21 protein-coding genes and 2 tRNA genes are annotated in these 24,092 nt (G+C 62.4%); 10 read left to right on the top strand and 13 right to left on the bottom strand.

Going from position 1 to position 24,092, the window contains the following annotated elements:
* Nucleotides 1-10 precede the first annotated feature (10 nt).
* A complete protein-coding gene (locus tag HA052_RS03400; RefSeq protein WP_166450764.1) occupies nucleotides 11-2,455 on the top strand; it encodes a S9 family peptidase in 2,445 nt (814 codons plus the stop codon).
* 137 nt (nucleotides 2,456-2,592) lie between these two features.
* On the opposite strand, the gene HA052_RS03395 is transcribed toward HA052_RS03400, so the two are convergent.
* Nucleotides 2,593-3,732, bottom strand: coding sequence for a HoxN/HupN/NixA family nickel/cobalt transporter (locus tag HA052_RS03395; protein WP_166450763.1), 1,140 nt, complete (start codon nucleotides 3,730-3,732; stop codon nucleotides 2,593-2,595).
* Between the two features lie 134 nt (nucleotides 3,733-3,866).
* On the opposite strand from HA052_RS03395, the gene HA052_RS03390 reads away from it, so the two are divergent.
* The gene (locus HA052_RS03390; protein WP_081544717.1) at nucleotides 3,867-4,142 is read left to right on the top strand and encodes a metal/formaldehyde-sensitive transcriptional repressor; all 276 of its coding nucleotides are present in this window, start codon (nucleotides 3,867-3,869) and stop codon (nucleotides 4,140-4,142) included.
* Nucleotides 4,143-4,514: 372 nt separating this feature from the next.
* Here the strand turns inward: HA052_RS03390 and HA052_RS03385 are convergent, their stop codons facing one another.
* The 11 genes from HA052_RS03385 to tig all read right to left on the bottom strand — a co-directional run bounded on the left by HA052_RS03385 (nucleotide 4,515) and on the right by tig (nucleotide 15,553).
* Nucleotides 4,515-5,324: a MetQ/NlpA family ABC transporter substrate-binding protein gene (locus HA052_RS03385; RefSeq protein WP_166450762.1), complete on the bottom strand. Its 810-nt coding sequence runs from the start codon at nucleotides 5,322-5,324 to the stop codon at nucleotides 4,515-4,517.
* Between the two features lie 67 nt (nucleotides 5,325-5,391).
* Nucleotides 5,392-6,078 (bottom strand): methionine ABC transporter permease, encoded by a 687-nt coding sequence (locus HA052_RS03380; protein WP_081544719.1) that lies wholly within the window; start codon nucleotides 6,076-6,078, stop codon nucleotides 5,392-5,394.
* Nucleotides 6,078-6,815 carry a methionine ABC transporter ATP-binding protein gene (locus HA052_RS03375; protein WP_081544720.1) on the bottom strand — a complete coding sequence of 246 codons (738 nt, stop codon included), beginning with the start codon at nucleotides 6,813-6,815 and terminating at the stop codon, nucleotides 6,078-6,080. Before HA052_RS03375 ends, HA052_RS03380 begins: the two co-directional genes overlap by 1 nt.
* Nucleotides 6,816-7,185: 370 nt before the next feature.
* A complete protein-coding gene (locus tag HA052_RS03370) occupies nucleotides 7,186-9,021 on the bottom strand; it encodes a SurA N-terminal domain-containing protein (protein ID WP_166450761.1) in 1,836 nt (611 codons plus the stop codon).
* Between the two features lie 72 nt (nucleotides 9,022-9,093).
* A tRNA-Asp gene (locus tag HA052_RS03365) sits at nucleotides 9,094-9,170 on the bottom strand.
* A gap of 6 nt (nucleotides 9,171-9,176) precedes the next feature.
* Nucleotides 9,177-9,252, bottom strand: a tRNA-Val gene (locus HA052_RS03360).
* Between the two features lie 43 nt (nucleotides 9,253-9,295).
* A complete protein-coding gene (locus tag HA052_RS03355) occupies nucleotides 9,296-9,685 on the bottom strand; it encodes an HU family DNA-binding protein (RefSeq protein WP_501037512.1) in 390 nt (129 codons plus the stop codon).
* 54 nt (nucleotides 9,686-9,739) lie between these two features.
* On the bottom strand, nucleotides 9,740-12,157 hold the full coding sequence (gene lon / locus HA052_RS03350) for an endopeptidase La (RefSeq protein ID WP_166450760.1): 2,418 nt from the start codon (nucleotides 12,155-12,157) through the stop codon (nucleotides 9,740-9,742).
* 143 nt (nucleotides 12,158-12,300) lie between these two features.
* Nucleotides 12,301-13,575 carry an ATP-dependent Clp protease ATP-binding subunit ClpX gene (gene clpX, locus HA052_RS03345; RefSeq protein ID WP_081544723.1) on the bottom strand — a complete coding sequence of 425 codons (1,275 nt, stop codon included), beginning with the start codon at nucleotides 13,573-13,575 and terminating at the stop codon, nucleotides 12,301-12,303.
* A 19-nt stretch (nucleotides 13,576-13,594) separates the two neighbouring features.
* Nucleotides 13,595-14,227 carry an ATP-dependent Clp endopeptidase proteolytic subunit ClpP gene (gene clpP / locus HA052_RS03340; protein WP_081544724.1) on the bottom strand — a complete coding sequence of 211 codons (633 nt, stop codon included), beginning with the start codon at nucleotides 14,225-14,227 and terminating at the stop codon, nucleotides 13,595-13,597.
* 18 nt (nucleotides 14,228-14,245) lie between these two features.
* A complete protein-coding gene (tig, locus tag HA052_RS03335) occupies nucleotides 14,246-15,553 on the bottom strand; it encodes a trigger factor (protein WP_166450759.1) in 1,308 nt (435 codons plus the stop codon).
* Between the two features lie 578 nt (nucleotides 15,554-16,131).
* On the opposite strand from tig, the gene trxB reads away from it, so the two are divergent.
* The 5 genes from trxB (at nucleotide 16,132) to HA052_RS03310 (ending at nucleotide 20,556) form a co-directional block, all read left to right on the top strand.
* Nucleotides 16,132-17,088: a thioredoxin-disulfide reductase gene (trxB, locus tag HA052_RS03330; RefSeq protein WP_166450758.1), complete on the top strand. Its 957-nt coding sequence runs from the start codon at nucleotides 16,132-16,134 to the stop codon at nucleotides 17,086-17,088.
* Between the two features lie 4 nt (nucleotides 17,089-17,092).
* Entirely contained in the window at nucleotides 17,093-17,716 is a 624-nt protein-coding gene (locus HA052_RS03325) for a Smr/MutS family protein (RefSeq protein WP_166450757.1), read from the top strand.
* Between the two features lie 98 nt (nucleotides 17,717-17,814).
* Nucleotides 17,815-18,267, top strand: coding sequence for a peroxiredoxin (locus tag HA052_RS03320; protein ID WP_166450756.1), 453 nt, complete (start codon nucleotides 17,815-17,817; stop codon nucleotides 18,265-18,267).
* 58 nt (nucleotides 18,268-18,325) lie between these two features.
* Nucleotides 18,326-19,729 carry a PhoH family protein gene (locus HA052_RS03315; protein WP_166450755.1) on the top strand — a complete coding sequence of 468 codons (1,404 nt, stop codon included), beginning with the start codon at nucleotides 18,326-18,328 and terminating at the stop codon, nucleotides 19,727-19,729.
* On the top strand, nucleotides 19,729-20,556 hold the full coding sequence (locus tag HA052_RS03310) for an alpha/beta hydrolase (protein WP_206118757.1): 828 nt from the start codon (nucleotides 19,729-19,731) through the stop codon (nucleotides 20,554-20,556). The genes HA052_RS03315 and HA052_RS03310 overlap by 1 nt, the downstream gene beginning before the upstream one ends.
* Nucleotides 20,557-20,754: 198 nt before the next feature.
* Here HA052_RS03310 and HA052_RS03305 read toward each other — a convergent pair whose 3' ends face one another.
* Nucleotides 20,755-20,943, bottom strand: a complete 189-nt coding sequence (locus HA052_RS03305; RefSeq protein ID WP_166450753.1) for a putative motility protein — start codon at nucleotides 20,941-20,943, stop codon at nucleotides 20,755-20,757.
* 171 nt (nucleotides 20,944-21,114) lie between these two features.
* Between HA052_RS03305 and HA052_RS03300 the strand changes: the two genes are divergently transcribed.
* From HA052_RS03300 to HA052_RS03290, 3 genes are read left to right on the top strand one after another with little or no spacing between them, the layout of a single operon-like run.
* Entirely contained in the window at nucleotides 21,115-21,948 is an 834-nt protein-coding gene (locus HA052_RS03300; RefSeq protein ID WP_166450752.1) for a GNAT family N-acetyltransferase, read from the top strand.
* 59 nt (nucleotides 21,949-22,007) lie between these two features.
* The gene (locus tag HA052_RS03295) at nucleotides 22,008-23,090 is read left to right on the top strand and encodes a PfkB family carbohydrate kinase (protein ID WP_166450751.1); all 1,083 of its coding nucleotides are present in this window, start codon (nucleotides 22,008-22,010) and stop codon (nucleotides 23,088-23,090) included.
* 25 nt (nucleotides 23,091-23,115) lie between these two features.
* The gene (locus tag HA052_RS03290) at nucleotides 23,116-24,042 is read left to right on the top strand and encodes a pseudouridine-5'-phosphate glycosidase (protein WP_166450750.1); all 927 of its coding nucleotides are present in this window, start codon (nucleotides 23,116-23,118) and stop codon (nucleotides 24,040-24,042) included.
* Nucleotides 24,043-24,092 lie beyond the last annotated feature (50 nt).

The raw sequence follows: 24,092 nt of genomic DNA, 5'->3' as shown, positions 1-24,092 counted from the left end.
GGAGTCCCGCATGTCCCTTCGTTCCCCGCTGTTGACCGGCGCGCCGCTGATTGTCGGCCTGTTGGCCGCGGCGCCGCTTAGCGCCGCCGAGCACGGCTATCAGACCCCGCCCGCGGAACTGCAAGCGCTAGTGGACGCGCCGCGTCCGCCCTTGCAAAGCCTGGGCCCCAAACGCCGGATCTTGCTGCAAATCCACCGCCCCGGACTGCCCGGCATCGCCGACGTCGCTCAACCTGAACTCAAGCTGGCCGGCTTGCGCCTGAACCCCTCGATGCGCGCCGCCAGCCGTTTCGACTTCGGCAACGCGCTGACCCTGCTGGACGTGAAACAAGGCCGCGCCCGCACGGTGCGCGGTCTGCCGGCCGGAGCCCGCATCGCGGACAGCGCCTGGTCCGCCGACGAAAGCCGAGTGGCCTTCAGCCTGTGGGGCGCCAAGGGCGTGGAACTGTGGCTGCTGGATGTCGCCGGCGCCCGTGCTCACCGGCTGGGCGATTTCCACCTCAACGCCGCCACCGGCCCCGGCTTCGCCTGGTTCGGCGAACAATTGCTGATCAAGCGCGTACCCGCGAAGCAAGGCCCCGCGCCACGGCAACCCCAGGCGCCCAGCGGCCCCAACATCCAGCAAAGCGAAGGCGGCATCCTGTCCCAAACCCGGACCTATCCCGACCTGCTCAAGACCCCGTACGACGCCGACTTGCTCGACTATCAGTTGCAAAGCCAATTGGCGCTGGTCGGCCTGGACGGCAAGCTCAGCCCGATCGGCCAAGCCGACCGCTATCTTAGCGTCAGCGGCTCGCCCAATCGCCAATACCTGCTGGCCACCCGCCTGCAGCGCCCCTACTCCGGCCTGGTGCCGATATCCCGCTTCCCTAAACGCATCGACGTGCTGGACAGGCAAGGCCGCATTGCCCACACCGTGGCCCAGCGGCCGCTGCTGGAGCGCATGCCGTCCGGCAACGACGCGGCGGAGGCCGGTCCTCGCGAAGTCGCCTGGCGCGCCGACGCGCCGGCCACCCTGTTTTGGGTGGAAGCGCTGGACGGAGGCGACCCCGGCCGCGCCGCCGCCGAACGCGACGCGCTCTATCTGCAAGCCGCGCCGTTTCAGCAAGCGCCGCGGCAGCTGCTGCGGCTGGCCAGCCGCTTCGCCGATGTCCGCTGGGGCCGCAGCGACCTGGCCTTGGTGCGCGAACACTGGTGGAAAACCCGCGAACTGAAAGTCTGGCGCGCCCGTCCCGATCAGGACGTCGCACCGGAGTTGTTGAGCAGCCGCAAATCGGAAGACCGCTACAGCGACCCAGGCGAGGCGGCCATGGTCAGCAACGCCAACGGCCAATCCGTGCTGCAAACCACGCCGGACGGCAAGTCCGTTTATCTACTGGGCGAAGGCGCCGGCCCCGACGGCGACCGTCCCTTCGTCGACCGCTACGCCCTGGCCGATAAACGCGCCACGCGGCTGTGGCAATCGCAAGCGCCCTGGTTCGAACAGCCGGCGGCGCTGCTGGACGACGCCGGCCAAGAGCTTCTGCTCAGCCGCGAATCCGTCGACCAGCCGCCCAATCTCTACCGTCTGACGCTGGGGCACGCCGCCGAAGCGCTTGCGCTAACGCATATGCTCCACCCAACTCCACAGCTGAAAAATGTCTCCAAAAAGCTGCTGCGCTACCAACGCGCCGACGGCGTGAAGCTGAGCGCCACCCTCTACCTACCTCCGGGCTACGAGGCCAAACGCGATGGTCCGCTGCCGCTGCTGATGTGGGCCTATCCCACCGAGTTCAAAACCGCCGCCGCGGCCAGCCAGGTGACGGAGTCGCCTTACCGCTTCAACCGCGTCAGCTATTGGGGACCGCTAGCCATGCTGGCGCGCGGCTACGCGGTGCTGGACGACCCAGGCATGCCCATCGTCGGCGAAGGCGACAAAGAACCGAACGACAGCTATCTGCCGCAGCTGAAAATGAACGCCCAGGCCGCCGTGGACGAAGTGGTGCGACAGGGCGTGGCGGACCCTGCCCGCATCGCCGTCGGCGGTCATTCCTACGGCGCCTTCATGACCGCCAACCTGCTGGCTCACACTAGGCTGTTCCATGCCGGCATCGCTCGCTCCGGCGCCTACAACCGCACGCTGACGCCCTTTGGCTTCCAATCGGAGGAACGCAATTTCTGGCAGGCAAAAGAGGTCTATCAAGCCATGTCGCCGTTTAACTTCGCCAATCAGATCAAAGACCCGCTCTTGCTGATTCATGGCGAGATGGACAATAACCCCGGCACCTTCCCGCTACAGAGCGAACGGCTGTATCAAGCGCTGCAGGGGCTAGGCGCCACGGCGCGGCTGGTCACCCTGCCGGCGGAGAGCCACGGCTACCGCGCGCGCGAATCCATCCTGCACATGCTGTGGGAACAGGACCGCTGGCTGGGGCGATACCTGGGCCGCGCCGGCGCCGCGCGGCAGCCATCCTAGGGGCCCTTCAAACTCTCGCGGGCAAAAGCGAGACAAGACGTTGCGGCGGAGAAAGCGGAATCAACATGGGACACATGAGCATTTCGAAGCGGGTTTCAACGCCGTATCGCAGATGCGCAGCAGATCGTAAACAGGCTCTAAGCGGCCAGGCCGCGCGCTGCTTGCGCGGCCATCGCCAGCCCAACCAGCAACATCAAACCGGCCGAGAGATAGGGCGCGCGCCGCGCCCATTCGCCCAGCCCGCCAAAGCGGGCGCTCGCCTGGCGCACGCCCCAGGCCGCCAACACGCCAACGCTGACCAGAGCCAAGGCCAACCCCAGACTGAAGGAAGCCACCATGGTGGCCCCCAGGGAGAAGCGCTTCAGGTGCAGACACAGCAGCAAAATGGTTACCGAGGCCGGACACGGTATCAAGCCCCCAGTCAGGCCAAACAGCGCAATCTGCGCGTTGCCTACCTCCTTGCCGGCGAAACGCCGCTGAATCTGTTCCGCGTGCGCGCGTTCATGCGCGTCCTGATAAACGGGCAACGCCGCCGGCGCTCGACAAGCTCGCTTTGCCGGCCCCGCGGCCTCAGCCCGACGGTAGGCTCCGGCGCGTTCAGCGCCGCCCACTGCCGCCAGCTGCAAAGGGTAGCGATGAGCGTGACCGCCGTGACTCAACAGCAAAGCGCTTACAAGCGCTCCGGCGGGCAAATACGGGCTGATTAGATACTCCCCCTCAGTTTCAAAGCCTAGCTCCCCTTCCTCTTCGCCGCGCCGCCATGCCAGCGACAAACCACGACCATCAGGCTTCAGCCGACGCAAACCGGCGTCGTACTGGTACAAGGCCACGCGCAGACCCTCCTCCCGCAAGGGCAGCGCCTCCATCAGGCCATGGCCGGTGTCTATCATGCGGCCGCCCTGCGGCGGCTTCCGCATGGCCCGCGCGGCTAGATTGTCCCGCCATGTGCGCCATAGCATCCAGGCAGCCACCGCCATGACCACGGCGGCCGAAAACAACATCAGATAAGGCTCCGCCTGCTCGGCAATCAACTGATTCCCGTATTTGAGCGCCAGCGCAGCCAACAGCCAGACGATCAGCGAGTGCGACAAGGCCGCGCACAGGCCAAGCAGCACCGCCTGGCCGATGCTGCCGCGGATGGCGATGATGAAAGAGGCCATCATGGTCTTGGAGTGCCCGGGCTCCAACCCGTGCAGCGCTCCCAGCAGGATGGCGGAAGGAATGAACAACCAGAGATTAATGCTTCCTTGTTGAATCAGTTCAGCGATTGGCGGCATCTTCAGCCTTCTTTTACAATACGTTCATGCCGGCCTCCCCAGCCAACGGAGGGGCAAACCGGCGCCACCGCAGCAAAGCTGCGTCCATATACTATACCCCAGTATATTATCTGCAATAAGGAACGTCCACTCGCATGCCGCATACCGTGAAAGACAAGAAAAAGTTATTGACCCGCGTCCGCCGCATCAAGGGCCAGGCGGAAGCGCTGGAACGCGCGCTGGAACAGGAAGTCGATTGCTCGGCCGTGCTGCAACAGATCGCCGCGGTGCGCGGCGCCGTCAATGGGCTGATGATGGAGGTGATAGAAGGCCATCTGCGCGAGCATCTGGGCCCGGAGGCCGTCGATCCCGCACAGCGCAGCAAGGACTTGGAGCAGGTGACAGGCGTGCTGCGCTCCTATCTGAAATAAGGGCCCCTAACAAAACCGCGCAGCGCACCTGTGCCAAGGCGCGCCGACGCAGACAGTACCAGTACGACAAGGAGGCGCAACGCAGGATCAGGGGTTTTGTTAGCGGGCCTGAGAAACCTGTTTACGATCTGCTGCGCGTCGTGAGACGTCACACGGTGAGTGCCGCTTCAAAATGCTCATGTACCGTGCGTACACTCCGCTTTCTCAGCTGTTTTCGCCTTGCCTCACCTTAGCTCGCGAAATCGTAAACACGTTCTAAGCGCGCAAAAAAATTGGGAGGGCTAAGCCCTCCCATCAAGTCTTGTAGCCAGGAGTGTTACAAGAAATCCTGCGCCGCCGGCCGTCTGCCGGCGCGCGAATAAGCGCCTGCGCTTAGTTCCAGTTCTGCGGCAACTTGTAGCCCGCGTACTTCTGCTTGGCGAAAGCCTTGAACGCCGGCGAGTTGTAAGCCGCCACCACGTCCTTGGCCCAGGGCTTGGCCAGGTCCGCCGTGCGCACCGCGCCCCAATTGACGTAGGCGTAGCTCTTTTCCTGATAGATCGCCTCGGTCAGCTTGATGCCGGAGCTGGTGGCGTAATTGCCGTTGATCACCGAGAAGTCCACATCGCTGCGCGAACGCGGCAGTTGCGCGGCTTCCAGCGGAATGATCTTGATCTTCTTCACATTGACGGCGATGTCGCGCTCGGAAGCGGTCAGCGGGTTGATGCCCGGCTTCAGCTTGACCCAGCCCAGATCGGCCAGCATCACCAGCGCGCGGGCAAAGTTGGACGGATCATTGGGGGCTGCCACGGTGGCCCCCACTTTGACGTCTTTCAGCGCCTTGATCTTGCCGGCGTAAATGCCCAGCGGTGCGGTCGGCACTTGGAAAGCCTCTTTCAGATTCAGCTTGTGCTCTTTGACGAAGTTGTCCAGATAGGGCTTGTGCTGGAATACATTCACATCCAGCGCGCCTTCCTGCAAGGCCAGGTTCGGGCGGACATAGTCGGTGAACTCCACCAGCTTGACCTTGTAACCCTGCTTTTCCAGGATGGGCTTGATCGACTGCTTGACCATGTCGCCGAAATCGCCGACGGTGGTGCCGATCACGATGTCCTTCTTGGCCGGGTCCGCCGCCAGCGCCGCGCCCGCCGCCGCCAATCCCAATACCGAAGCCGCCACTGCCTTGATCACGAATCTGCGCATTTATTTCTCCTGCTTGTCCATTGATAGGTAAAAGGTCCGCCATGCCGGCGCCAAGCGCCGGCAAATGTCAACGCTTGTCCAGCTTGGCCGCCAGGCGATTGCCCAGCAGCTGAATGACTTGCACCAGCGCCACCAGCATCAGCACCATGGCCACCATCACATCGGTCTGATAACGGTAGTAGCCGTAGCGGATGGCCAGGTCGCCGATGCCGCCGCCGCCCACCACCCCCGCCACCGCGGTATAGCTCAGGAAGCTGATGGTCAGGATGGTCAGGCTGGAAATCAGACCGGAGCGAGCCTCGTTGAGCAATACTTTGCAGATGATCTGCAAGGGGCTGGCGCCCATCGCTTCGGCCGCCTCCACCACGCCGCGCGGAATCTCGCGCAGGGTCTGCTCGACCAGACGGCCGAAATATGGAATCGCCGCGAAGGCCAGCGGCACCGAAGCGGCCACCGGACCAATGGTGCTGCCCACCAGCACCCGCGTCAGCGGCACCAAAGACACCATCAGAATAATGAAAGGGAAGGAACGAACCAGGTTCACCACCCAGCCCAGCACGCCGTTCAGCGCGCGGTTGGCGAACTGCTGGCCCGGCTGGGTCAGGTAGAGCACAATGCCGAGCGGGCCGCCCAGCAAAATGGCCGCGCTCAGGCCTATGCCCAGCATCACCAGCGTTTCCTGAAAGGCCTGCCAGATTTCTGGCCCCATGCTCACCAGGTTTTGCAATGCTTCATTCAAGGTTGCGGCATCCATCACGCGGCCTCCAGCAGCGAGCGCGCCAGATCGGAATCCGCCGCCACCTCGTTATTCGACACATCCACCACTTCCACCACCCGGCCGGCGTCCAAGGCCGCCGCGCGATGGCAGATCGCCCGCACCACGCCCATCTCATGGGTGACGATGACGATGGTGACGCCAAAGCGTTGATTAATGTCTTTCAGACACTCCAACACGGCTTGAGTGGTTTTCGGGTCCAGGGCCGAAGTGGGCTCGTCGGCCAGAATCACCTTGGGATTGGGCGCCAGTGCGCGGGCAATGCCGACGCGCTGCTTCTGGCCGCCGGACAACTGCGCCGGATAGTGATTGGCGCGGTCAAGCAAGCCCACCACTTCCAGGCATTCCTTGACGCGCTTGTCGATGTCCGCCTTGGCCCAGCCAGCCACTTCCAGCGGGAAGGCGACATTGCCGGCCACCGTGCGGTTGGCCATCAAATTGAATTGCTGGAACACCATGCCGATATTCTGGCGCGCGCGGCGCAAAGCCTTGGCGGACAAGCTGGTCAGGTCTTCGCCGTCGACGATGACCGCGCCGTGGTCCGGGCGCTCCAGCAAATTGATCAGGCGCAGCAAAGTGGACTTGCCGGCGCCGGAAAAGCCGATCAGTCCGAAGACTTCACCCGGACGAATGGTAAGAGAGGTGTCCGTGACCGCGTTGAACCAGCCACCCTCGGGATGACGGAAACGCTTACGAACATTTTGCAGATGAATCATTCCAAATACTCCAAAAACACAAGGCCCGCCAATGAACTTGGCGGGCCTTGCATGGGAATCTTCGGAATCACTGCTGAATCGAGATTACTGTAAGCAGATGCTGGATTGCTTCCTGGGTCTGCTCACCCACGCTTTAGCTGTTTTACGCCCGCAAGCTGTGTTCAAATCGGCGACTAAATTTGTTTATGATTGAACATCTTTTTTCGTTTTCAGTCAATAGCTCCACCCAAAAAAACATTGAAATTGTCTTATCCAGTTCAAAAATCAACCTCTCTTAGAGAGAATAGCCATAAACAAATCAGCAAAAAGCATATAAAAAACCGCCGCCAGCAAACGCTGGCGGCGGCGATCTGACAGAATCAACGCGGGTTTATTGAGCGTCGGACAAACCCTGCTTGCCCATCGTCACACTGTACTTCTGACGCAGCGTGTCAAGATAGCTGGACAACTGAGCATTGGCGTTCATCTCGCCCAGAATGGCGCTCAGCTGGCCGCGTTCGGCCTCGCTGGCCGCCGGCGCAGGAATCACCTTGTCGATGCGATAGAGCGCGTATTCTCCGTTATCGCGCTTGGCCCCGGCAAAGGCCGGCAGCTTGCCCGCCTGAGCGGCGAACACGGCGCGCGCATCGGCGATCGGCAACCCGCCCGGATCACGGCGCAGCAGGGTCTTGGCTTCGCTCCAAGCCTTGCCCTCGCCCTTGCCCGCCTTGAGCTCGGCCAACAGCGCCTGGCCCTTCTTCTCGGCTAGCTTGGCGCCTTCCTTGGCCACCAGCTCGGCCTTGATCACCTCACGCACCTCGTCCATCGTCTGCTGACGCTCCGACTGATGTTCGGCCACGCGCACCACCAACAGGCGGTTGTTGCCGATGTCCACAGGCTCGCTATTGTGCTTCTTCTTCAGCACGTCCTCGCTGAACGCCGCCTCCAGCACCTTGGGGCTGTTGAGCAGAGGGTCCGCCGCCGGCTTGCCGCGACTCAGCCAATCGGAATGCTGCGGCTGCAGCTTCAGCTGCTCTTGCAGCGCCTTCAGCGAATCGCCCTGCTGGTAGGCCAGTTCGGTCAGCTTGTCGGCCTGGCTGCGGAACAGGCTGCCCGCCAGCTGACGCTGCAGCTTCTCGGCAATAGCCGCCTTCACTTCAGCAAAGTCCTGCGCCTTGACTTCATCCAGCTTGATGATGTGATAACCAAACTCGGTCTCGATCACTTCGCTGATCTGGCCCGGCTTCATGCGGAACACCGCGTCGTCGAAAGGCTTCACCATCATGCCATGGCCGAAGAAGCCCAAATCGCCTCCATTGGCCGCGGAACCCGGGTCTTGCGACTTGGCCTTGGCCAGCTCCGCGAAACGAGCCGGATTGGCGCGCACATCCTTCAGCAACGCTTCGGCTTCAGCCTTGATCTTGGCCTTCTGCTCCGGTTTGGCGTCCTTGGCCACCGTCAGCAAGATGTGGGAAGCGCGGCGCTGCTCATTGCTGAACTCGGCCTTATGTTCTTCATAGTACTTCTGCAGCTCGGCGTCGCTGGGCTTGACGCCCTGAGCCAAGGCGTCCTGAGACAGCAGCACATAGTCGAGCTTGACCCGCTCCGGCACGCGGAAACGCTTCAAATTGGCGTCGTAGAAGGCCTTGAGCGATGCGTCGTCGGTCTTGACTTCGGCGGCGAAGTCCGCCGGCTTCAACAGCAGGGAGCGCACTTCGCGGCCCTCGCCCAACAAGCCGGCCAAGCGGTTAACCACCGTGCCCGCGACGAACTCGGTCCCGGCGATGCCGGTCAGCTGGCTTTGCAGCACGAGGTCGCGCTTGACCTGGATTTCGAATGCTTCAGGCGACGGGTAACGGTTTTGCAGGAATTCGCGATAGCGTTCCGGGCTGAACTTGCCGTTGTCCTGGAAGGCCGGAATGGAGGCGATGACTTTGCGCAACTGCTCGGGGCTGACGGTGACGCCGCGGTCGTGGGCGTCGGACAGCAGCAGTTCTTGACGGATCAGGTTTTCCAGCGCGGCCTGACGGCTAGCCGGATCGGTGGGCTGGCCCTCCAAGGCTCGATCCAGATCGCGCTTGTAAATCTTGGCGGAACCTACCTTGGCGAGATAAGGGTCGTCGGAAGCTGCTTCATAGCTGCCCACGCCGAAGCCCACGAAGGTCAACGCAACAGCTCCCAATACAACCTGAATGAAGACTTTATTGTTCTGGACAAACTCGAACATGGCGATTGGCTTGAGCCACCCTTGTCAAAAAAAAAGGTGAACGCTGTATTTCGTTCACCTTTTTGTGAGTTCTGGCGGAGCGGACGGGACTCGAACCCGCGACCCCCGGCGTGACAGGCCGGTATTCTAACCAACTGAACTACCGCTCCGGACTGTGGTGGGCGTTGACGGAGTCGAACCGCCGACATTCTGCTTGTAAGGCAGACGCTCTACCAACTGAGCTAAACGCCCCTCGAAACACCTTGCCAGCCGCTAGGGCTGCCAAGGCCGCTAATTATAGCGCGTCTTTCAGTGCCTTGCCAGCACGGAACTTCGGCGAACGAGCTGCCGGGATCTTGATGGTGGCGCCGGTCTTCGGGTTGCGGCCGCTGCGTTCTGCGCGCTCGCCAACGTAGAAGGTGCCGAAGCCCACCAGCGTCACGGTGTCGCCCTTTTTCAGAGCGTCGGTTACAGCGGCCACCATGCCATCCAGCGCCTTGGCGGCGGCGGCTTTGGAGATATCGGCCTCAGCGGCAATAGCGTCAATCAGTTCAGACTTGTTCACGTAAGTCCCCTTTCGTCGTTCTCGGTCTACGTAATTCGGATAAAAACCGCTTGCTTTATAGCAAGGGCGAAATCCTTGTGTCAAGCGGCTTTGACGGGCATTTTGCCATTTCGCAAGCATGCTGAAAAGCCGCATGAACACAAGTTATTCAACGTTTGGCTAAGACCATGATTCTTAATGCTTCATCACGGACACGCCCTGCCCAGCCTCCTGCGTCGCTCGCAACTCCTCCACCGGCTTTTCTTCTTCCGACAAAGGCTCCGGCTGCCGCTCCAACGCCAAGGCCAAGACTTCGTCTATCCACTTAACGGCATGGATTTCGATTTTATGCTTGATATTGGCGGGAATTTCAACCAAATCTTTTTCGTTGCCTTTGGGGATCAACACATGCTTGATCCCGCCGCGATGGGCCGCCAGCAGCTTCTCTTTCAGGCCGCCGATGGGCAACACCTCGCCTCGCAGCGTGATCTCGCCAGTCATCGCCACATCGGCGCGCACCGGAATGCCTGTCAGGATGGACACCAGTGCCGTGGTCATCGCGATGCCGGCGCTGGGCCCGTCCTTGGGCGTCGCGCCTTCCGGCACGTGGATGTGCATATCGCTCTTCTCGTAGAAGTCCGGCTTGATGCCCAGCGAACGCGCGCGGCTGCGCACCACGCTCATCGCCGCCGTGATGGACTCCTGCATCACCTCGCCCAGTTGGCCGGTGCGAATGATGTTGCCCTTGCCCGGCAGCGACACCGCCTCGATGGTCAGCAGTTCGCCGCCCACCTCGGTCCAGGCCAGGCCGGTGACCTGGCCGATGCGGTTCTCGTCCTCGGCGATGCCGTAGTCGAAGCGGCGCACACCCAGGTATTTGTCCAGATTGCGGCCGCTAACCGTCACCTTGGCCGCCTTGCCCGCCTTGAGCGAGGCGCTGGTCACCACCTTGCGGCAGATCTTGGCGATCTCGCGATCCAGGCTGCGCACACCGGCTTCACGGGTGTAATAGCGCACGATGTCGCGCAAGGCGGACTCCTGCACCGCCAGTTCACCCTCCTGCACGCCGTTGGCCTTCATTTGCTTGGGCAGCAGGTATTTGATGGCGATATTGACCTTCTCGTCCTCCGTGTAGCCGGCCAGACGGATGATCTCCATCCGGTCCAGCAGCGCCGGCGGAATGTTCAGCGAGTTGGCGGTGGCCACGAACATCACGTCGGACAAGTCGAATTCGACTTCGGCGTAGTGATCGATGAAGGAATGGTTCTGCTCCGGGTCCAGCACCTCCAACAGCGCCGACGACGGATCGCCGCGGAAATCCGCGCCCATCTTGTCCACTTCGTCCAGCAGGAACAGCGGGTTCTTCACCGCCGCCTTGCTCATGTTCTGCAGCACCTTGCCCGGCATGGAGCCGATATAGGTGCGGCGATGGCCGCGGATCTCGGACTCGTCGCGCACTCCGCCCAGCGCCATGCGCACGAACTTGCGGTTGGTGGCGCGCGCCAGGGACTGGCCCAGCGAGGTCTTGCCTACGCCCGGCGGCCCCACCAGGCACAGAATGGGCGCCTTGAGCTTGTCGACGCGCTGTTGCACCGCCAGGTACTCCAGAATCCGCTCCTTGACCTTCTCCAGGCCGAAGTGATCCTCGTCCAGCACTTCCTCGGCCTTGGCCACGTCCTTGCTGATCTTGGTCTTCTTCTTCCACGGCAGCTCGAGCAGGGTGTCGATGTAGTTGCGCACCACGGTGGCTTCCGCCGACATCGGCGACATCATGCGCAGCTTCTTGAGCTCGGACATCGCCTTCTCGCGACCCTCCTTGCTCATGCCGGCGACCTTGATCTTGTTTTCCAGCTCGTCGAGGTCGCTAACCTCGTCCATCTCGCCCAGCTCTTTCTGAATCGCCTTGACCTGCTCGTTCAGATAGTACTCGCGCTGGCTCTTTTCCATCTGCCGCTTGACGCGGCCGCGGATGCGCTTTTCCACCTGCAGGATGTCGATTTCGCCTTCCAGCTGCGACATCAGGTGCTCGAGGCGCTGCTGCACGTCGAACATCTCCAGCACTTCCTGCTTCTGCTCCAGCTTCAACGGCAGGTGGGCGATGATGGTGTCGGCCATGCGGCCGGCGCGGTCAATGCCGGCCAGCGAGTTCAAGACCTCGGGCGGAATTTTCTTGTTCAGTTTGACGTACTGCTCAAACTGAGCGAGCAGCGCGCGGCGCATCGCCTCGGTCTCGGTCGATTCCTCGGCCTCCGGGCTCAGCGGCTTGAAGGCGCCGACGAAGCATTCGTTTTCTTCGCCCACGGATTCGATCATCGCGCGCTGCCGGCCTTCGACCAGCACCTTAACGGTGCCGTCCGGCAGCTTGAGCATCTGCAATACCGAAGCGATGGTGCCGACTGGGTACAGATCGTCGGCGGACGGTTCGTCCTTGGAGGCGGAACGCTGCGCCACCAAGAGGATTTGCTTGCCCTCGTCCATCGCCAGTTCCAGCGCGCGGATGGACTTGGCGCGGCCGACGAACAACGGGATGACCATATGGGGGAAGACCACCACGTCGCGCAACGGCAGCAATGGCAGCGTGGCTTCTTCTTTGAGTTCTGCGGGTTGCGGCATATCACCTAACCTTGCTTGTGAAACAATGCTTGGGAGATGGGGGGCGGACAGTAAAATTCAACACCCCCATACTAAATCAGATTTCCGGCTCTACAAATAAAAAACCGCCCGGTTTGGGCGGTCTCCGGAGTCGCGGCGAACAATCAGGCCGATTGCGCCTTGTCGTCCTTGTCGCGATAGATGAACAACGGTTTGTCGCCCTTGTCGATAACCTTTTCATCCACAACCACTTTTTCCACATCGGCCATGGACGGCAGCTCGTACATGGTATCGAGCAGCGCCCGTTCCAGAATGGAGCGCAGACCGCGCGCGCCGGTCTTGCGGATCAGCGCCTGCTTGGCGATCACGCGCAAGGCGGACGGACGGACCTCCAGCTCCACCGACTCCATCGAGAACAGCTTCTGATACTGCTTGATCAGCGCGTTCTTCGGCTGGGTCAGGATGGTGACCAGCGCTTCTTCGTCCAGCTCTTCCAGCGTGGCCGCCACTGGCAGTCGGCCGATCAGTTCGGGAATAAGACCGAAACGGATCAGATCCTGCGGCTCCACTTCCTGGAACAACACGGACAAGCTCTTGCCGTCGTCCTTGGAGCTGATGTCGGCGCCGAAACCGATGCCGCCTTTCTCCGAGCGCTGGCGAATAATCTTCTCCAGGCCGTCGAAAGCGCCGCCGCAAATGAACAGGATGTTGGTGGTGTCCACCTGAATGAATTCCTGATTCGGATGCTTGCGGCCGCCCTGCGGCGGAATCGAGGCCACGGTGCCCTCGATCAGCTTCAGCAGCGCCTGCTGCACGCCCTCGCCCGATACGTCGCGGGTGATGGACGGGTTTTCCGACTTGCGCGAGATCTTGTCGATCTCGTCGATGTAGACGATGCCGCGCTGGGCCTTGTCCACGTCGTAGTCGCATTTTTGCAGCAGCTTCTGGATGATGTGCTCGACATCCTCGCCCACGTAACCCGCCTCGGTGAGCGTGGTGGCGTCGGCGATGACGAAGGGCACGTCCAGCAGACGAGCCAGCGACTGGGCGAGCAAGGTCTTGCCGGAACCGGTCGGACCGATCAGCAGGATATTGCTCTTGGCCAGCTCGACGTCGCTCTTGCTTGCCGGGCTGCTCAGGCGCTTGTAGTGGTTGTACACCGCCACCGACAGAGTTTTCTTAGCGAAATCCTGACCAATGATGTATTGGTCGAGATCCGCGCGGATTTCCTGAGGCGTAGGCAGCGGACTGTCTTCGGAGGCGGACGCGACATCGCCGACGCCCTTCTCCAGCTCCTCGCGAATGATATCGTTGCACAACTCGACGCATTCGTTGCAGATGAAGACCTGCGGCCCGGCGATCAGGCGTTGGACTTCATGCTGGCTCTTGCCGCAGAAAGAGCAGTAGAGAAGCTTTTCATTGCTGTTCTTGTCAGCCATTTGCGGATTCCATCACTCCTTAAGCTTTCACGTCCTTGTGGGACGTCAGCACTTTATCGATCAAGCCGTAGGCCTGTGCCTCGTCGGCGGACATGAAGTTGTCGCGCTCGGTGTCGGCCATCACCCGCTCCAGCTGCTGACCGCTGTGCTTGGCCAGCAACTCGTTCATCTTGGCCTTGACCTTGACCAGTTCGCGAGCGTGAATCTCAATATCGGTGACCTGGCCGGACAGGCCGCCGCCGTACAGCAGCGGCTGGTGAATCATCACCCGGCTGTTGGCCAGCGCGAAGCGCTTGCCCGGCGCGCCGGCGGCGAGCAGGAAGGCGCCCATACTGGCGGCCTGACCGATGCACAAGGTGGAAACATCCGGCTTGATGAAGTTCATCGTGTCGTAAATGGACATGCCTGCGGTAATCGACCCACCCGGCGAGTTGATGTAGAAGTGAATATCCTTGTCCGGATTTTCCGACTCAAGGAACAACATCTGCGCCACAACCAGGTTGGCCGACTCATCCGTGACAGGGCCCACCAGGAACACGATGCGCTCCTTCAGCAGACGCGAGTAGATGTCATACGCGCGCTCGCCGCGGCCGCTTTGTTCCACCACCATGGGCACAAGGCCCAGACTTTGAGGTTCCATCATCGATTTCATCGGCCACTCCAGCTGTTATCAGGCGTTGTTGCCCATCAGGGCGTCGAAGGACAGTTCTTTCTCTACAACATTGGCCTTGGACAGCACAAATTCAACCACATTATCTTCCAGCACCATGGAAGTCGGGCCTTCCAGGCGGTCCGGGCTGGCGTAGTACCAGGTCAGCACTTCAGCCGGATCTTCATAGCTGTCGGCAAACTCGGTGATCATGGCCTTGACTTGGTCCTGCTTGGCTTCCAGCTTGTTGGATTCCACGACTTCGGACAGAATCAGGCCCAGAGCCACGCGGCGCTCGGCTTGCTGAGCAAACAGTTCCGGCGGGAACGGCATGTCTTTGACGTTCATGCCGCGTTGCTGCATGTCGCGACGAGCTTGCTCGACCAGACGGCCGATTTCCAGGCTGACCAGGGCTTTCGGCAGTTCGATCTCGGTGGCGTCCAACAGCGCCTGCATCACGTTTTCCTTGGTGCGGGCCTGCAGACGGCGCTTCACTTCGCGTTCCACGTTCTTGCGGATTTCAGCGCGCATTTTCTCAACGTCGCCATCGGCAATGCCCAGCAGCTTGGCGAACTCTTCGTTCACTTCCGGCAGCACGGCTTCAGCCACATTCTTCAGCAGGATTTCGAACACGGCGGTTTTGCCGGCTACGTCCTTGCCGTGGTAATCCTCGGGGAAGCTCACTTCCACGCTCTTGATGTCGCCTTCCTTCATGCCGGCAACGCCCGCTTCAAACTCGGCCAGCATCTGGCCTTGGCCCAGCACGAACGGGAAGTTCTCGGAAGAGCCGCCTTCGAAGGCCACGCCGTCGATGGCGCCCTTGAAGTCGATGATCACGCGGTCGCCGGTGGCGGCTTCGCGCTCAACGCGGTTGTAGCGGGTGCGCTGCTTGCGCAGGATATCGATGGTTTTCTCGATTTCGGCGTCGGTCACCGGAGTCAGCGGCTTTTCCACTTCCTTGCCGGCCAGTTCGCCTACCTTCACTTCCGGATAAATCTCGAAAGTGGCTGCGAACTTGAAGTTTTCCTTGTCATCGCCGGCGGCTACCGGCTCAAAGCGCGGGTAACCTGCAACGCGCAGCTTCTGCTCGCTCACGGCGGAGTAGAAACCCTGTTGAACCTGTTCACCCATCACTTCTTCACGCACCTGGGCGCCGTAGTTCATTTCCACGATCTTCAGCGGAGCCTTGCCCGGGCGGAAACCTTGAATCTTGGCGTTGCGGGCCACGCGCTTCAGGCGCTCGGCCACTTGCGTGTCGATGGCAGCCATCGGCAGGGCGATATTCATGCGGCGCTCAAGATTGCTCAATGTTTCCAGCTGTACTTGCATGTTAAATCCTTAAGTGTGTGACAGGTTTAGTCATCTGGGACGGTACGACGCCACGGATTGGCAGACTCGAAGGACATTGCCTCACCTTGAGTGGCGCTGCGCGGAGTTACACCACGCACCCAACGCGAAAACGGACAGTATAGCACGCGGCCGGCGCTGGCAAGTAGCCGCCGCGCGGCCGCTGCAGGCCAAGCGGACCTAGCTCCGCCGTGGATTCCGGCATGACGGCGCCCCGAAAAACGGCAAGCTTTTGAATCAACGCGTGAATGCGCAAATGATTTTGATCTGAACCAAGCCCGGCCGATAGGACGGCCTGGACGGGCGATAAAGGATTTCAATCAGCAATGTTGAATATTCCAATCACGCCGACCCTTAACCTTGCCCCTCCGCTCTTGTATATTGTCAGCCGAAACGGTCGCCGCCGCGCAGGCGCGGCCGACGCCGGCGGGTGTCCGGAGCTTGGATTCCGTCGGCTTGGCTCCATACTTCAGAACTGAACGGCGCGTTCGCGGCTCCAAGCACTCCGCCCCGGACCGACGCCATCGGCTCTCTTACCGCTTCTCACACAGGAAAACATCATGACCACGACTCGCCACAGCCCCCTGCTGATTCTTGGCTCAGGCCCCGCCGGCTACACCGCCGCCGTTTACGCGGCGCGCGCCAACCTGAAGCCTGTGCTGGTCACCGGCCTGGCGCAAGGCGGCCAGCTGATGACCACCACCGATGTGGACAACTGGCCCGCGGACGCCGCCGGCGTGATGGGCCCGGACCTGATGCAGCGCTTTCAGCAACACGCTGAGCGCTTCGGCACCGAAATCCTGTTCGACCACATCCACACCACCCATCTGCACGAAAAGCCGATCCGCCTGGTGGGCGACGCCGGCGAATACACCTGCGACGCGTTGATCATCGCCACCGGCGCTTCGGCCAAATACCTGGGCCTGGCGTCCGAAGAGGCCTTCAAGGGCAAGGGTGTGTCCGCCTGCGCCACCTGCGACGGCTTCTTCTACCGCAACCAGGACGTGGCGGTGATCGGCGGCGGCAACACCGCGGTGGAAGAGGCGCTGTACCTGGCCAATATCGCCAAGCACGTCACCCTGATCCACCGCCGCGACACCTTCCGCGCCGAGAAAATCCTGATCGACAAGCTGATGGACCGCGTCAAGGAAGGCAAGATCAGCCTGAAGCTGAACGCCACTCTGGACGAAGTGCTGGGCGACAACTCCGGCGTCACCGGCCTGCGCCTGAAATCGATGCAGGACGGCGCCACGGAAGAGATCAAGGTCATGGGCCTGTTTGTCGCCATCGGCCATCAACCCAACACCGAAATCTTCAAAGGCCAGCTGGAAATGGACGGCACCGGCTACCTGATCACCAAGAGCGGCCGCGAGGGCAACGCCACCGCCACCAGCGCGGCGGGCGTATTCGCCGCCGGCGACGTGCAGGACCACATCTACCGCCAGGCGGTGACCAGCGCGGCCTCCGGCTGCCAGGCCGCCCTGGATGCGGAACGCTATCTGGACAGCCTGAAGTAAACGCTTGAAAGCCTTCAAGAAAGCCTTGCAAGGCCTGCGCCAGCAGGTGCGCGACTCCCGCGCGCCTGCTGGCGCTTCCGTTTCCGCCGCGCCGCCAGCCGAACCAGAACCGGATTTCCGCCAGTTGTTCCGCGACGTCAAGCCCGTGAAGCCGGACGACCGCCACGCCAGCCCTCGCCCCAAGCCCAGCCCGCATCCGCGTCGGCGCCATCAGCACGGCCAGACATCGGAAACCGTGCAACAGGCTTTGCTGCAACAGATGGTGGGCTGGTTCGAGCCCGCCGAGATCGACGCCCATTTCGCCCGACCCGGCATGCCTTCGGCCACACTGAAGAAGCTGCGCGCCGGTTTCTGGCCGGTGACGCGTCAGCTCGACTTGCACGGCTGCGACCGCTATCAGGCACAGGACGCGCTGGCATTGTTCCTTCACCAGGCGCGCCGGCACGGCCCCTGCGTGCGGGTGATACACGGCAAGGGCTTCGGCTCCAACGGCCAGCCGGTGCTCAAACGCATGGTGCGCGCCTGGCTCAAGCACCACCCCGACGTGCTGGCCTTCTGCGAGGCCGGCGAAACCATGGGCGGCGCCGGCGCGCTTCTGGTGCTGCTGCGGCGCGAACACGCGCCGTGAAAATTTCGTTACCCATTCCCATTGTCTAACCGGGCGGGAATCCGCTAATCTCAAAACAAGGCGGACGCACCACCCAGTTCCACCACAGGAGTTACTGCATGTCCGGCACTGCTTGCCCCGACTTCACCCTGCCCGGCACCGCCGGCGTCTCGTTTCAGCTGTCCTCCAGCCCCAAACCGCTGGTGATCTACTTCTACCCCAAAGACAACACCCCCGGCTGCACCAATGAAAGCATGGACTTCCGCGACCTCCATGCCGAATTAGCCGCCGCCGGGGCCGCCATCGTCGGCATTTCCCGCGACGGCTTGAAATCCCACGAAAATTTCAAGGCCAAGCTGGAGCTGCCGTTTGAACTGCTGTCCGACACAGAGGAGACCGTCTGCAATCTGTTTGGCGTCATCAAGATGAAGAATATGTATGGCAAACAAGTCAGAGGCATTGAACGCAGCACCTTCGTGATTGACGGGAACGGCGACATCGCGCGCGAATGGCGCGGCGTCAAAGTGCCCGGCCACGCCGCGGCGGTGCTGGACTTCGTTAAGACGCTCTAAAAACCGCGTCGGGGCGGCCGGTTTCCGGGCTGCCCCGCGATAAAACCAGGGGATCATTATGGCCAGCCGCAAAAAAACCAGCGCCAGCAAGCTGTTTGTTCTCGACACCAACGTGCTGCTGCACGACCCCACCTGCTTGTATCGTTTCGAAGAACACGATGTGTTCATTCCCATCATCACGCTGGAAGAACTGGACACCCACAAGAAGGGCATGTCCGAAGTGGCGCGCAACGCGCGTCAGGCCAGTCGTTTCCTCGATGAGATCGTCAGCGGCGCCGAAGCCAAAATCGAATCCGGCATTCCGCTGAAGAACGCCAGCCGCGACGCCGCCACCGGCAAGCTGATCCTTCAAACTCAAGCGATACACAGCGTGCTGCCGCCGTCGCTGCCGGTTGGCAAGGCCGACAACCAGATCCTCGGCATCGTGATGGCGTTGAAAGAGCTGCAGCAGGGCCGCTCGGTGATCCTGGTATCCAAAGACATCAATATGCGCATCAAGGCCCGCGCGCTGGGCCTGGACGCGGAAGATTATTTCAACGACAAGGTGCTGGAAGACACCGACCTGCTCTACACCGGCACCCGCGAGATCGACGAGAGCTTCTGGGAGCGCAACGGCAAGGACATGAAGTCCTGGCAGGAACAAGGCCGCAGCTACTATCAGGTCAAGGGCCCGGACGGCCAGAACCTCTACGTCAACCAGATGCTGTGGCAGGAGGGCGCCCAGCCGCTGCAGGCGCGGGTGACCCAGGTGGAAGGCAAGACCGCGGTGCTGCAGACGCTGAAGGACTACAGCCACCACAAAAACAATGTTTGGGGCATCACCGCTCGCAACCGCGAGCAGAACTTCGCCCTCAACCTGCTGATGGATCCGGAGGTGGACTTCATCACTCTGCTGGGCCAGGCCGGCACCGGCAAAACGCTGCTGACGCTGGCCGCCGGCCTGGCGATGACGCTGGAGCAGAAGCTGTACTCCGAAATCATCATGACCCGGGTCACCGTGCCGGTGGGCGAGGACATCGGCTTCCTGCCGGGCACCGAAGAGGAAAAAATGGCGCCGTGGATGGGCGCGCTGGAGGACAATCTGGACGTGCTCAACAAGAGCGACGACGACGGCGGCGACTGGGGCCGCGCCGCCACCCGCGACCTGATCCGCTCCCGCATCAAGGTCAAATCGCTGAACTTCATGCGCGGCCGCACCTTCCTCAACAAATACCTGATCATTGACGAGGCGCAGAACCTGACGCCCAAGCAGATGAAGACGCTGATCACCCGCGCCGGCCCCGGCACCAAGGTGGTCTGCCTGGGCAATATCTCGCAGATCGATACCCCCTACCTGACCGAGGGCAGTTCCGGCCTGACCTATGTGGTGGACCGCTTCAAGGGCTGGGGCCATTCCGGCCACATCACGCTGCAGCGCGGCGAGCGCTCGCGGCTGGCCGACCACGCGGCAGAAGTCCTGTGATGCACCCGCGCCTGGAACTGCTCCATCAGGCGCCGGCAACAACGGCGGCGCGCCTTGCGCCGCCGTTGTTGTTCGTTCACGGCGCTTTTTGCGGCGCCTGGTGCTGGCGGGAATACTTCATGCCCTGGTTCGCCCGGCAAGGCTACGATTGCTGGGCGCTGAGCCTGGAGGGCCACGGCGGCAGCGAGGGCCGGGACTACCTGGCCGCCATCGGCGTCGACGACTATGTGCGCAATCTGGACTTCGCGCTCAAACAGTTGCCGACCGCGCCGGTGATAGTGGGTCATTCGATGGGCGGCTACGTGGCGCAGCAATACCTGAGCCGCCACAAACTGCCCGGCGTGGCTTTGCTCGCCTCAGTACCGCCTGGCGGCCTAGCCTCCTCCAGCCTGCGGCTGCTGACGCAGGCGCCGGCGCTGTTTCTCAAGCTCAATATGTATCAGCACGGCCTGTACGACCCGGAGTTCATCGAGCTGAAAGACATGCTACTGTCGCCGGACGCGCCGGAATCGGCGGTGGAACTGCTAATCAGCCGTTGCCAGCAGGAAAGCCAGCGTGCACTTATGGACATGACCCTGGTCAACCTGCTGGCCAACCGGCCGCTGGCGCGGCTGCCGGCGCTGGTACTGGGCGCGGCGGAAGATCGGCTGGTGGGGCCGGAAGACGTAGTGGCCACCGCGCGGCGTCTGGACGTGGCGGCGGACATCCTGCCCCATCTTGGCCATATGATGATGCTGGACACGCGCTGGGAGAGCGCGGCGGAATGGCTGGCGAACTGGCTGGAACGGCAGTTTCCGGAAGACTGGGATCAGGCGCTCAGCGCCTGAGAATCTGTTTACGATCTGCTGCGCATCATGAGACGTGGCGCGGTGAGTACAGCGTCGAAATGCGCATGTACCACGAGTACATTCCGCTTTTTCGCTCGTTTTCGCCTTGTCTCACCTGAGCTCGCAAGATCGTAAACCGGTTATGAAACCTCGCAATAAAAAAGCGGCCTAGGCCGCTTTTTCAGTCACCCCGCCGTCTCAGGCGCGGGTATCGATGTTCTGCCCCAGATGGGCCGGATTGCTGGCCTGGGCCTGCGCCATAGTGTCGGACGCGCCTTGCACCAAGCTCAAAGCCGACTGCGACTGCGCCGACATGGCTTTTTTCAATGCGTAGATCTGGATGCTGTTGGACACGCCCTGCCCGCTGATCTGACTCAATCCATCCATACTTCGCCTCCCTCTGAAACACGCACAATGCGCATGGCTACAGTCTAGACGCATCGCAGCCTGCTGTCATCGCTGAATTTAGTCTTTTGTATCCAATTCACGACAGCGCCGGCCACGCCTCGCCGTTGCCGCGCATAATCATCTCGCTCCCTCATTTCTCCGGACCCGTCCATGCGTTTGCACAGCCTGTCCCTGATCGATTTCCCCCTCATCCATCAAGCCTTCAAGCTGGCGTTCAGCGACTATCTGCTGCCCATGCAAATGGACGAAGAACAACTGGCCGCCATGCTGCATCGACGCGGCTGGCGTCCGGAACTGAGCGTCGGCGCCTGGCGTGACGGCGCGCTCGTCGGTCTGTGGCTGGCCGGCGTGCACTGCGACGAGGCCGGCCCGATCGGCTATTGCATCGCCACCGGCGTCAGGCCCGACGCGCGCCGCCAGGGCGTGCTGCAGGCCATGGCCGCCGCAATCAAGCAAAGACTGGCCAGCCGGGGCATCCAGCGTCAGCGGCTGGAAGTCATCAGCGACAACGCCGCGGCCATGGCTGCTTATCTACGGCTCGGCTATCGCCCGCACCGGCGACTGGATTGTTACCGCATAGAACAGGCACTGGCCGTGGATGCCGCGCCCGGCTGGCGCTGCGCGCCGACGGATCGCTCGCTCTGGCCTCGCTGGCCTTTGCATAGCGAACCCGCCGTGCCCAACAGCCGCGACAGCCTGGAGCGCGCACAGCCGCCGCTGCTATTGCTGACGGCAAAACAGGATGGCGATTTGCTGGGCTACGCGCTTTATTCCGACGCTGGCGATATCGCGGAACTGGCGGTGGCTCCGCCTCATCGACGCCGAGGCGTCGCCCGCTCGCTGCTGGCCGCCGTACAGCGGGAAACCTCCGCTCCCTCGCTGGCCGTCAACAATCTCGACTCAGACGACGCCGCCGGCGCCGGTCTGCTGCATTCTTGCGGCGCTAGGCTGTGGTTATCGCAATGGGAAATGCGACGCCCTTGACCCGCAACATGCCAAAGCCGTAATATCAAACAAATGTTTGCAAAACGGACAAATGTTTGATGACAGAGCGGGAACAACAAATCCTCTCTCTGCTGCGCCTGGATCCACTGATCCCGCAGCAGGAGCTGGCGGATCAACTGGGCATCAGCCGCTCGGCGGTGGCCGGGCACATTATGAACCTGGTGCAAAAGGGACATATCCGCGGCAAAGGTTACATCCTGGCCGAGCAGCGCTATATCGCCGCCGTCGGCGGCGCCAATATGGACATCGTTGGCAGCGCCGCCGCCGCGCTGCGCCACGGCGACTCCAATCCCGGCCGGGTGCGCTGTTCGCCCGGCGGCGTGGCGCGCAACGTCGCGGAAAACCTGGCGCGGCTGGGCGCCGACTGCCGGCTGGTATCGGTGGTGGGCGACGACATTCACGGTCGCTCGCTGCTGGAGGCCACCCAGCGCGCCGGCGTCGACGTCCGCGGCTGTCTGACGCTGCCGGACGCGGCTACCTCCACCTATCTGTCCATCCAGCAGGCCGACGGCGACATGGCGCTGGCCATCAACGACATGGACATCCTCAACCGGCTGACGCCGAAGCGCTTGCAGGCGCAGCGCGACCTAGTGCGCCATGCCGGTGCGGTGGTGGCTGACACCAATCTGAGCTCGGACGCGCTGGCCTGGCTGATTGCCGAAAGCGGCGACAAGCCGCTATTTGTCGACCCGGTATCCGCGTTCAAGGCGGAACGCATTCGACCCTGGCTGCCCCGCATTCACACGCTGAAACCCAACCGCCTGGAAGCCGCCGCGCTGTCCGGCCTGCCGCTGGAGCGGGCGGAACACGCGCCGGAGGCGGCGCGCTGGTTCCATGGCCAGGGCGTGCGCCGCGTGGTGCTGAGCATGGCCGGCGCCGGCATCTATTACAGCGGCGAAGCCGGCGACGGCTGGTTGGACGCGCCGGACTGCGCCATCGTCAACACCACCGGCTCCGGCGACGCGCTGATGGCCGGCCTCGCCTGGGGCTGGCTCAATGAATTGCCGCTGGCGGACAGCGTGCGCTTTGCACGCGGCTGCGCCGCGCTGACACTGTCCTGCGCCGCCACCAATAATCCCTCGCTGTCGCGCGCGGCGGTGGACGCCTATCTGAACACCTGATCTCGTCATCAACAAGGAGCACGCAATGCACAATGCCCATCTCGATATCCATCCCGAAGTCGCCGACGCCCTGGCCGCCAACCGCCCTGTAGTGGCGCTGGAGTCCACCATCATTTCCCACGGCATGCCCTATCCGCAGAACGTGGAAACCGCGCTGCAAGTGGAAGCGGAAATCCGCGCCCACGGCGCGGTGCCGGCCACTATCGCCATCATAGACGGCCGTCTGAAAGCCGGCCTGAGCGCGGATGAGATCGAATACCTGGGCAAGGGCGGCCGCGACATCGCCAAGGTCAGCCGCCGCGACCTGCCCTTCATCGTCGCCGGCAAGCGCAGCGGCGCCACCACGGTAGCCTCCACCATGATCATCGCCGCGATGGCCGGCATCCGCGTGTTCGCAACTGGCGGCATCGGCGGCGTGCACCGCGGCGCCGAGCGCAGCTTCGACGTGTCCGCCGACCTGCAGGAGCTGGCGCAAACTCCGGTAGCCGTTGTCTGCGCCGGCGCCAAGTCCATCCTGGACCTGGGCCTGACGCTGGAATACCTTGAAACCCACGGCGTGCCGGTCATCGGCCACCGCTGTGACCATCTGCCGGCCTTCTTCACCCGCGACAGCGCCTTCAAACTGGACCACCGTCTGGACGAGGCCGCCGACATCGCCGCCGCGATGCAGGCCAAGTGGAGCCTGGAGCTGCGTGGCGGCGTGGTGGTGGCCAACCCGATTCCGGAACAGTACGCGATGCCGCGCGACAAGATAGACGCCGCCATTGAGCAGGCGCTGCGCGAAGCCGAGGAGCAGGGCGTAGCCGGCAAGGAGTCCACTCCCTTCCTACTGGCCCGCGTCTGCGAGCTGACCGGCGGCAACAGCCTGGCCGCCAACATCCAGTTGGTGCTGAACAACGCCCGCCTGGCCTCGGCGATCGCCGCGCGCTACTGCGAGATGAACGCAGGCTAAACACCTGTTAAATGGCCGGCTTGACGGCAACGCGGATTGGGGCTGTAATC

It is taken from the genome of Chromobacterium fluminis (assembly GCF_011602385.1).
Classification (GTDB): Bacteria; Pseudomonadota; Gammaproteobacteria; order Burkholderiales; family Chromobacteriaceae; genus Chromobacterium; species Chromobacterium fluminis.
The sequence above is the reverse complement of the archived record's forward strand: the minus strand, read 5'-3'. Positions and strand labels throughout refer to the sequence as shown.

Coding starts and splice junctions, on each gene's coding strand:
- HA052_RS03385 (WP_166450762.1), bottom strand. CDS start 5,324: ATGCGCAGATTCGTGATCAAGGCAGTGGCGGCTTCGGTATTGGGATTG.
- clpX (WP_081544723.1), bottom strand. CDS start 13,575: ATGGCTGACAAGAACAGCAATGAAAAGCTTCTCTACTGCTCTTTCTGC.
- HA052_RS03375 (WP_081544720.1), bottom strand. CDS start 6,815: ATGATTCATCTGCAAAATGTTCGTAAGCGTTTCCGTCATCCCGAGGGT.
- HA052_RS03395 (WP_166450763.1), bottom strand. CDS start 3,732: ATGCCGCCAATCGCTGAACTGATTCAACAAGGAAGCATTAATCTCTGG.
- lon (WP_166450760.1), bottom strand. CDS start 12,157: ATGCCGCAACCCGCAGAACTCAAAGAAGAAGCCACGCTGCCATTGCTG.
- HA052_RS03295 (WP_166450751.1), top strand. CDS start 22,008: ATGACAGAGCGGGAACAACAAATCCTCTCTCTGCTGCGCCTGGATCCA.
- HA052_RS03355 (WP_501037512.1), bottom strand. CDS start 9,685: ATGCTTGCGAAATGGCAAAATGCCCGTCAAAGCCGCTTGACACAAGGA.
- HA052_RS03315 (WP_166450755.1), top strand. CDS start 18,326: ATGGCCAGCCGCAAAAAAACCAGCGCCAGCAAGCTGTTTGTTCTCGAC.
- HA052_RS03400 (WP_166450764.1), top strand. CDS start 11: ATGTCCCTTCGTTCCCCGCTGTTGACCGGCGCGCCGCTGATTGTCGGC.
- trxB (WP_166450758.1), top strand. CDS start 16,132: ATGACCACGACTCGCCACAGCCCCCTGCTGATTCTTGGCTCAGGCCCC.
- tig (WP_166450759.1), bottom strand. CDS start 15,553: ATGCAAGTACAGCTGGAAACATTGAGCAATCTTGAGCGCCGCATGAAT.
- HA052_RS03310 (WP_206118757.1), top strand. CDS start 19,729: ATGCACCCGCGCCTGGAACTGCTCCATCAGGCGCCGGCAACAACGGCG.
- clpP (WP_081544724.1), bottom strand. CDS start 14,227: ATGAAATCGATGATGGAACCTCAAAGTCTGGGCCTTGTGCCCATGGTG.
- HA052_RS03380 (WP_081544719.1), bottom strand. CDS start 6,078: ATGGATGCCGCAACCTTGAATGAAGCATTGCAAAACCTGGTGAGCATG.
- HA052_RS03290 (WP_166450750.1), top strand. CDS start 23,116: ATGCACAATGCCCATCTCGATATCCATCCCGAAGTCGCCGACGCCCTG.
- HA052_RS03390 (WP_081544717.1), top strand. CDS start 3,867: ATGCCGCATACCGTGAAAGACAAGAAAAAGTTATTGACCCGCGTCCGC.
- HA052_RS03300 (WP_166450752.1), top strand. CDS start 21,115: ATGCGTTTGCACAGCCTGTCCCTGATCGATTTCCCCCTCATCCATCAA.
- HA052_RS03370 (WP_166450761.1), bottom strand. CDS start 9,021: ATGTTCGAGTTTGTCCAGAACAATAAAGTCTTCATTCAGGTTGTATTG.
- HA052_RS03320 (WP_166450756.1), top strand. CDS start 17,815: ATGTCCGGCACTGCTTGCCCCGACTTCACCCTGCCCGGCACCGCCGGC.
- HA052_RS03305 (WP_166450753.1), bottom strand. CDS start 20,943: ATGGATGGATTGAGTCAGATCAGCGGGCAGGGCGTGTCCAACAGCATC.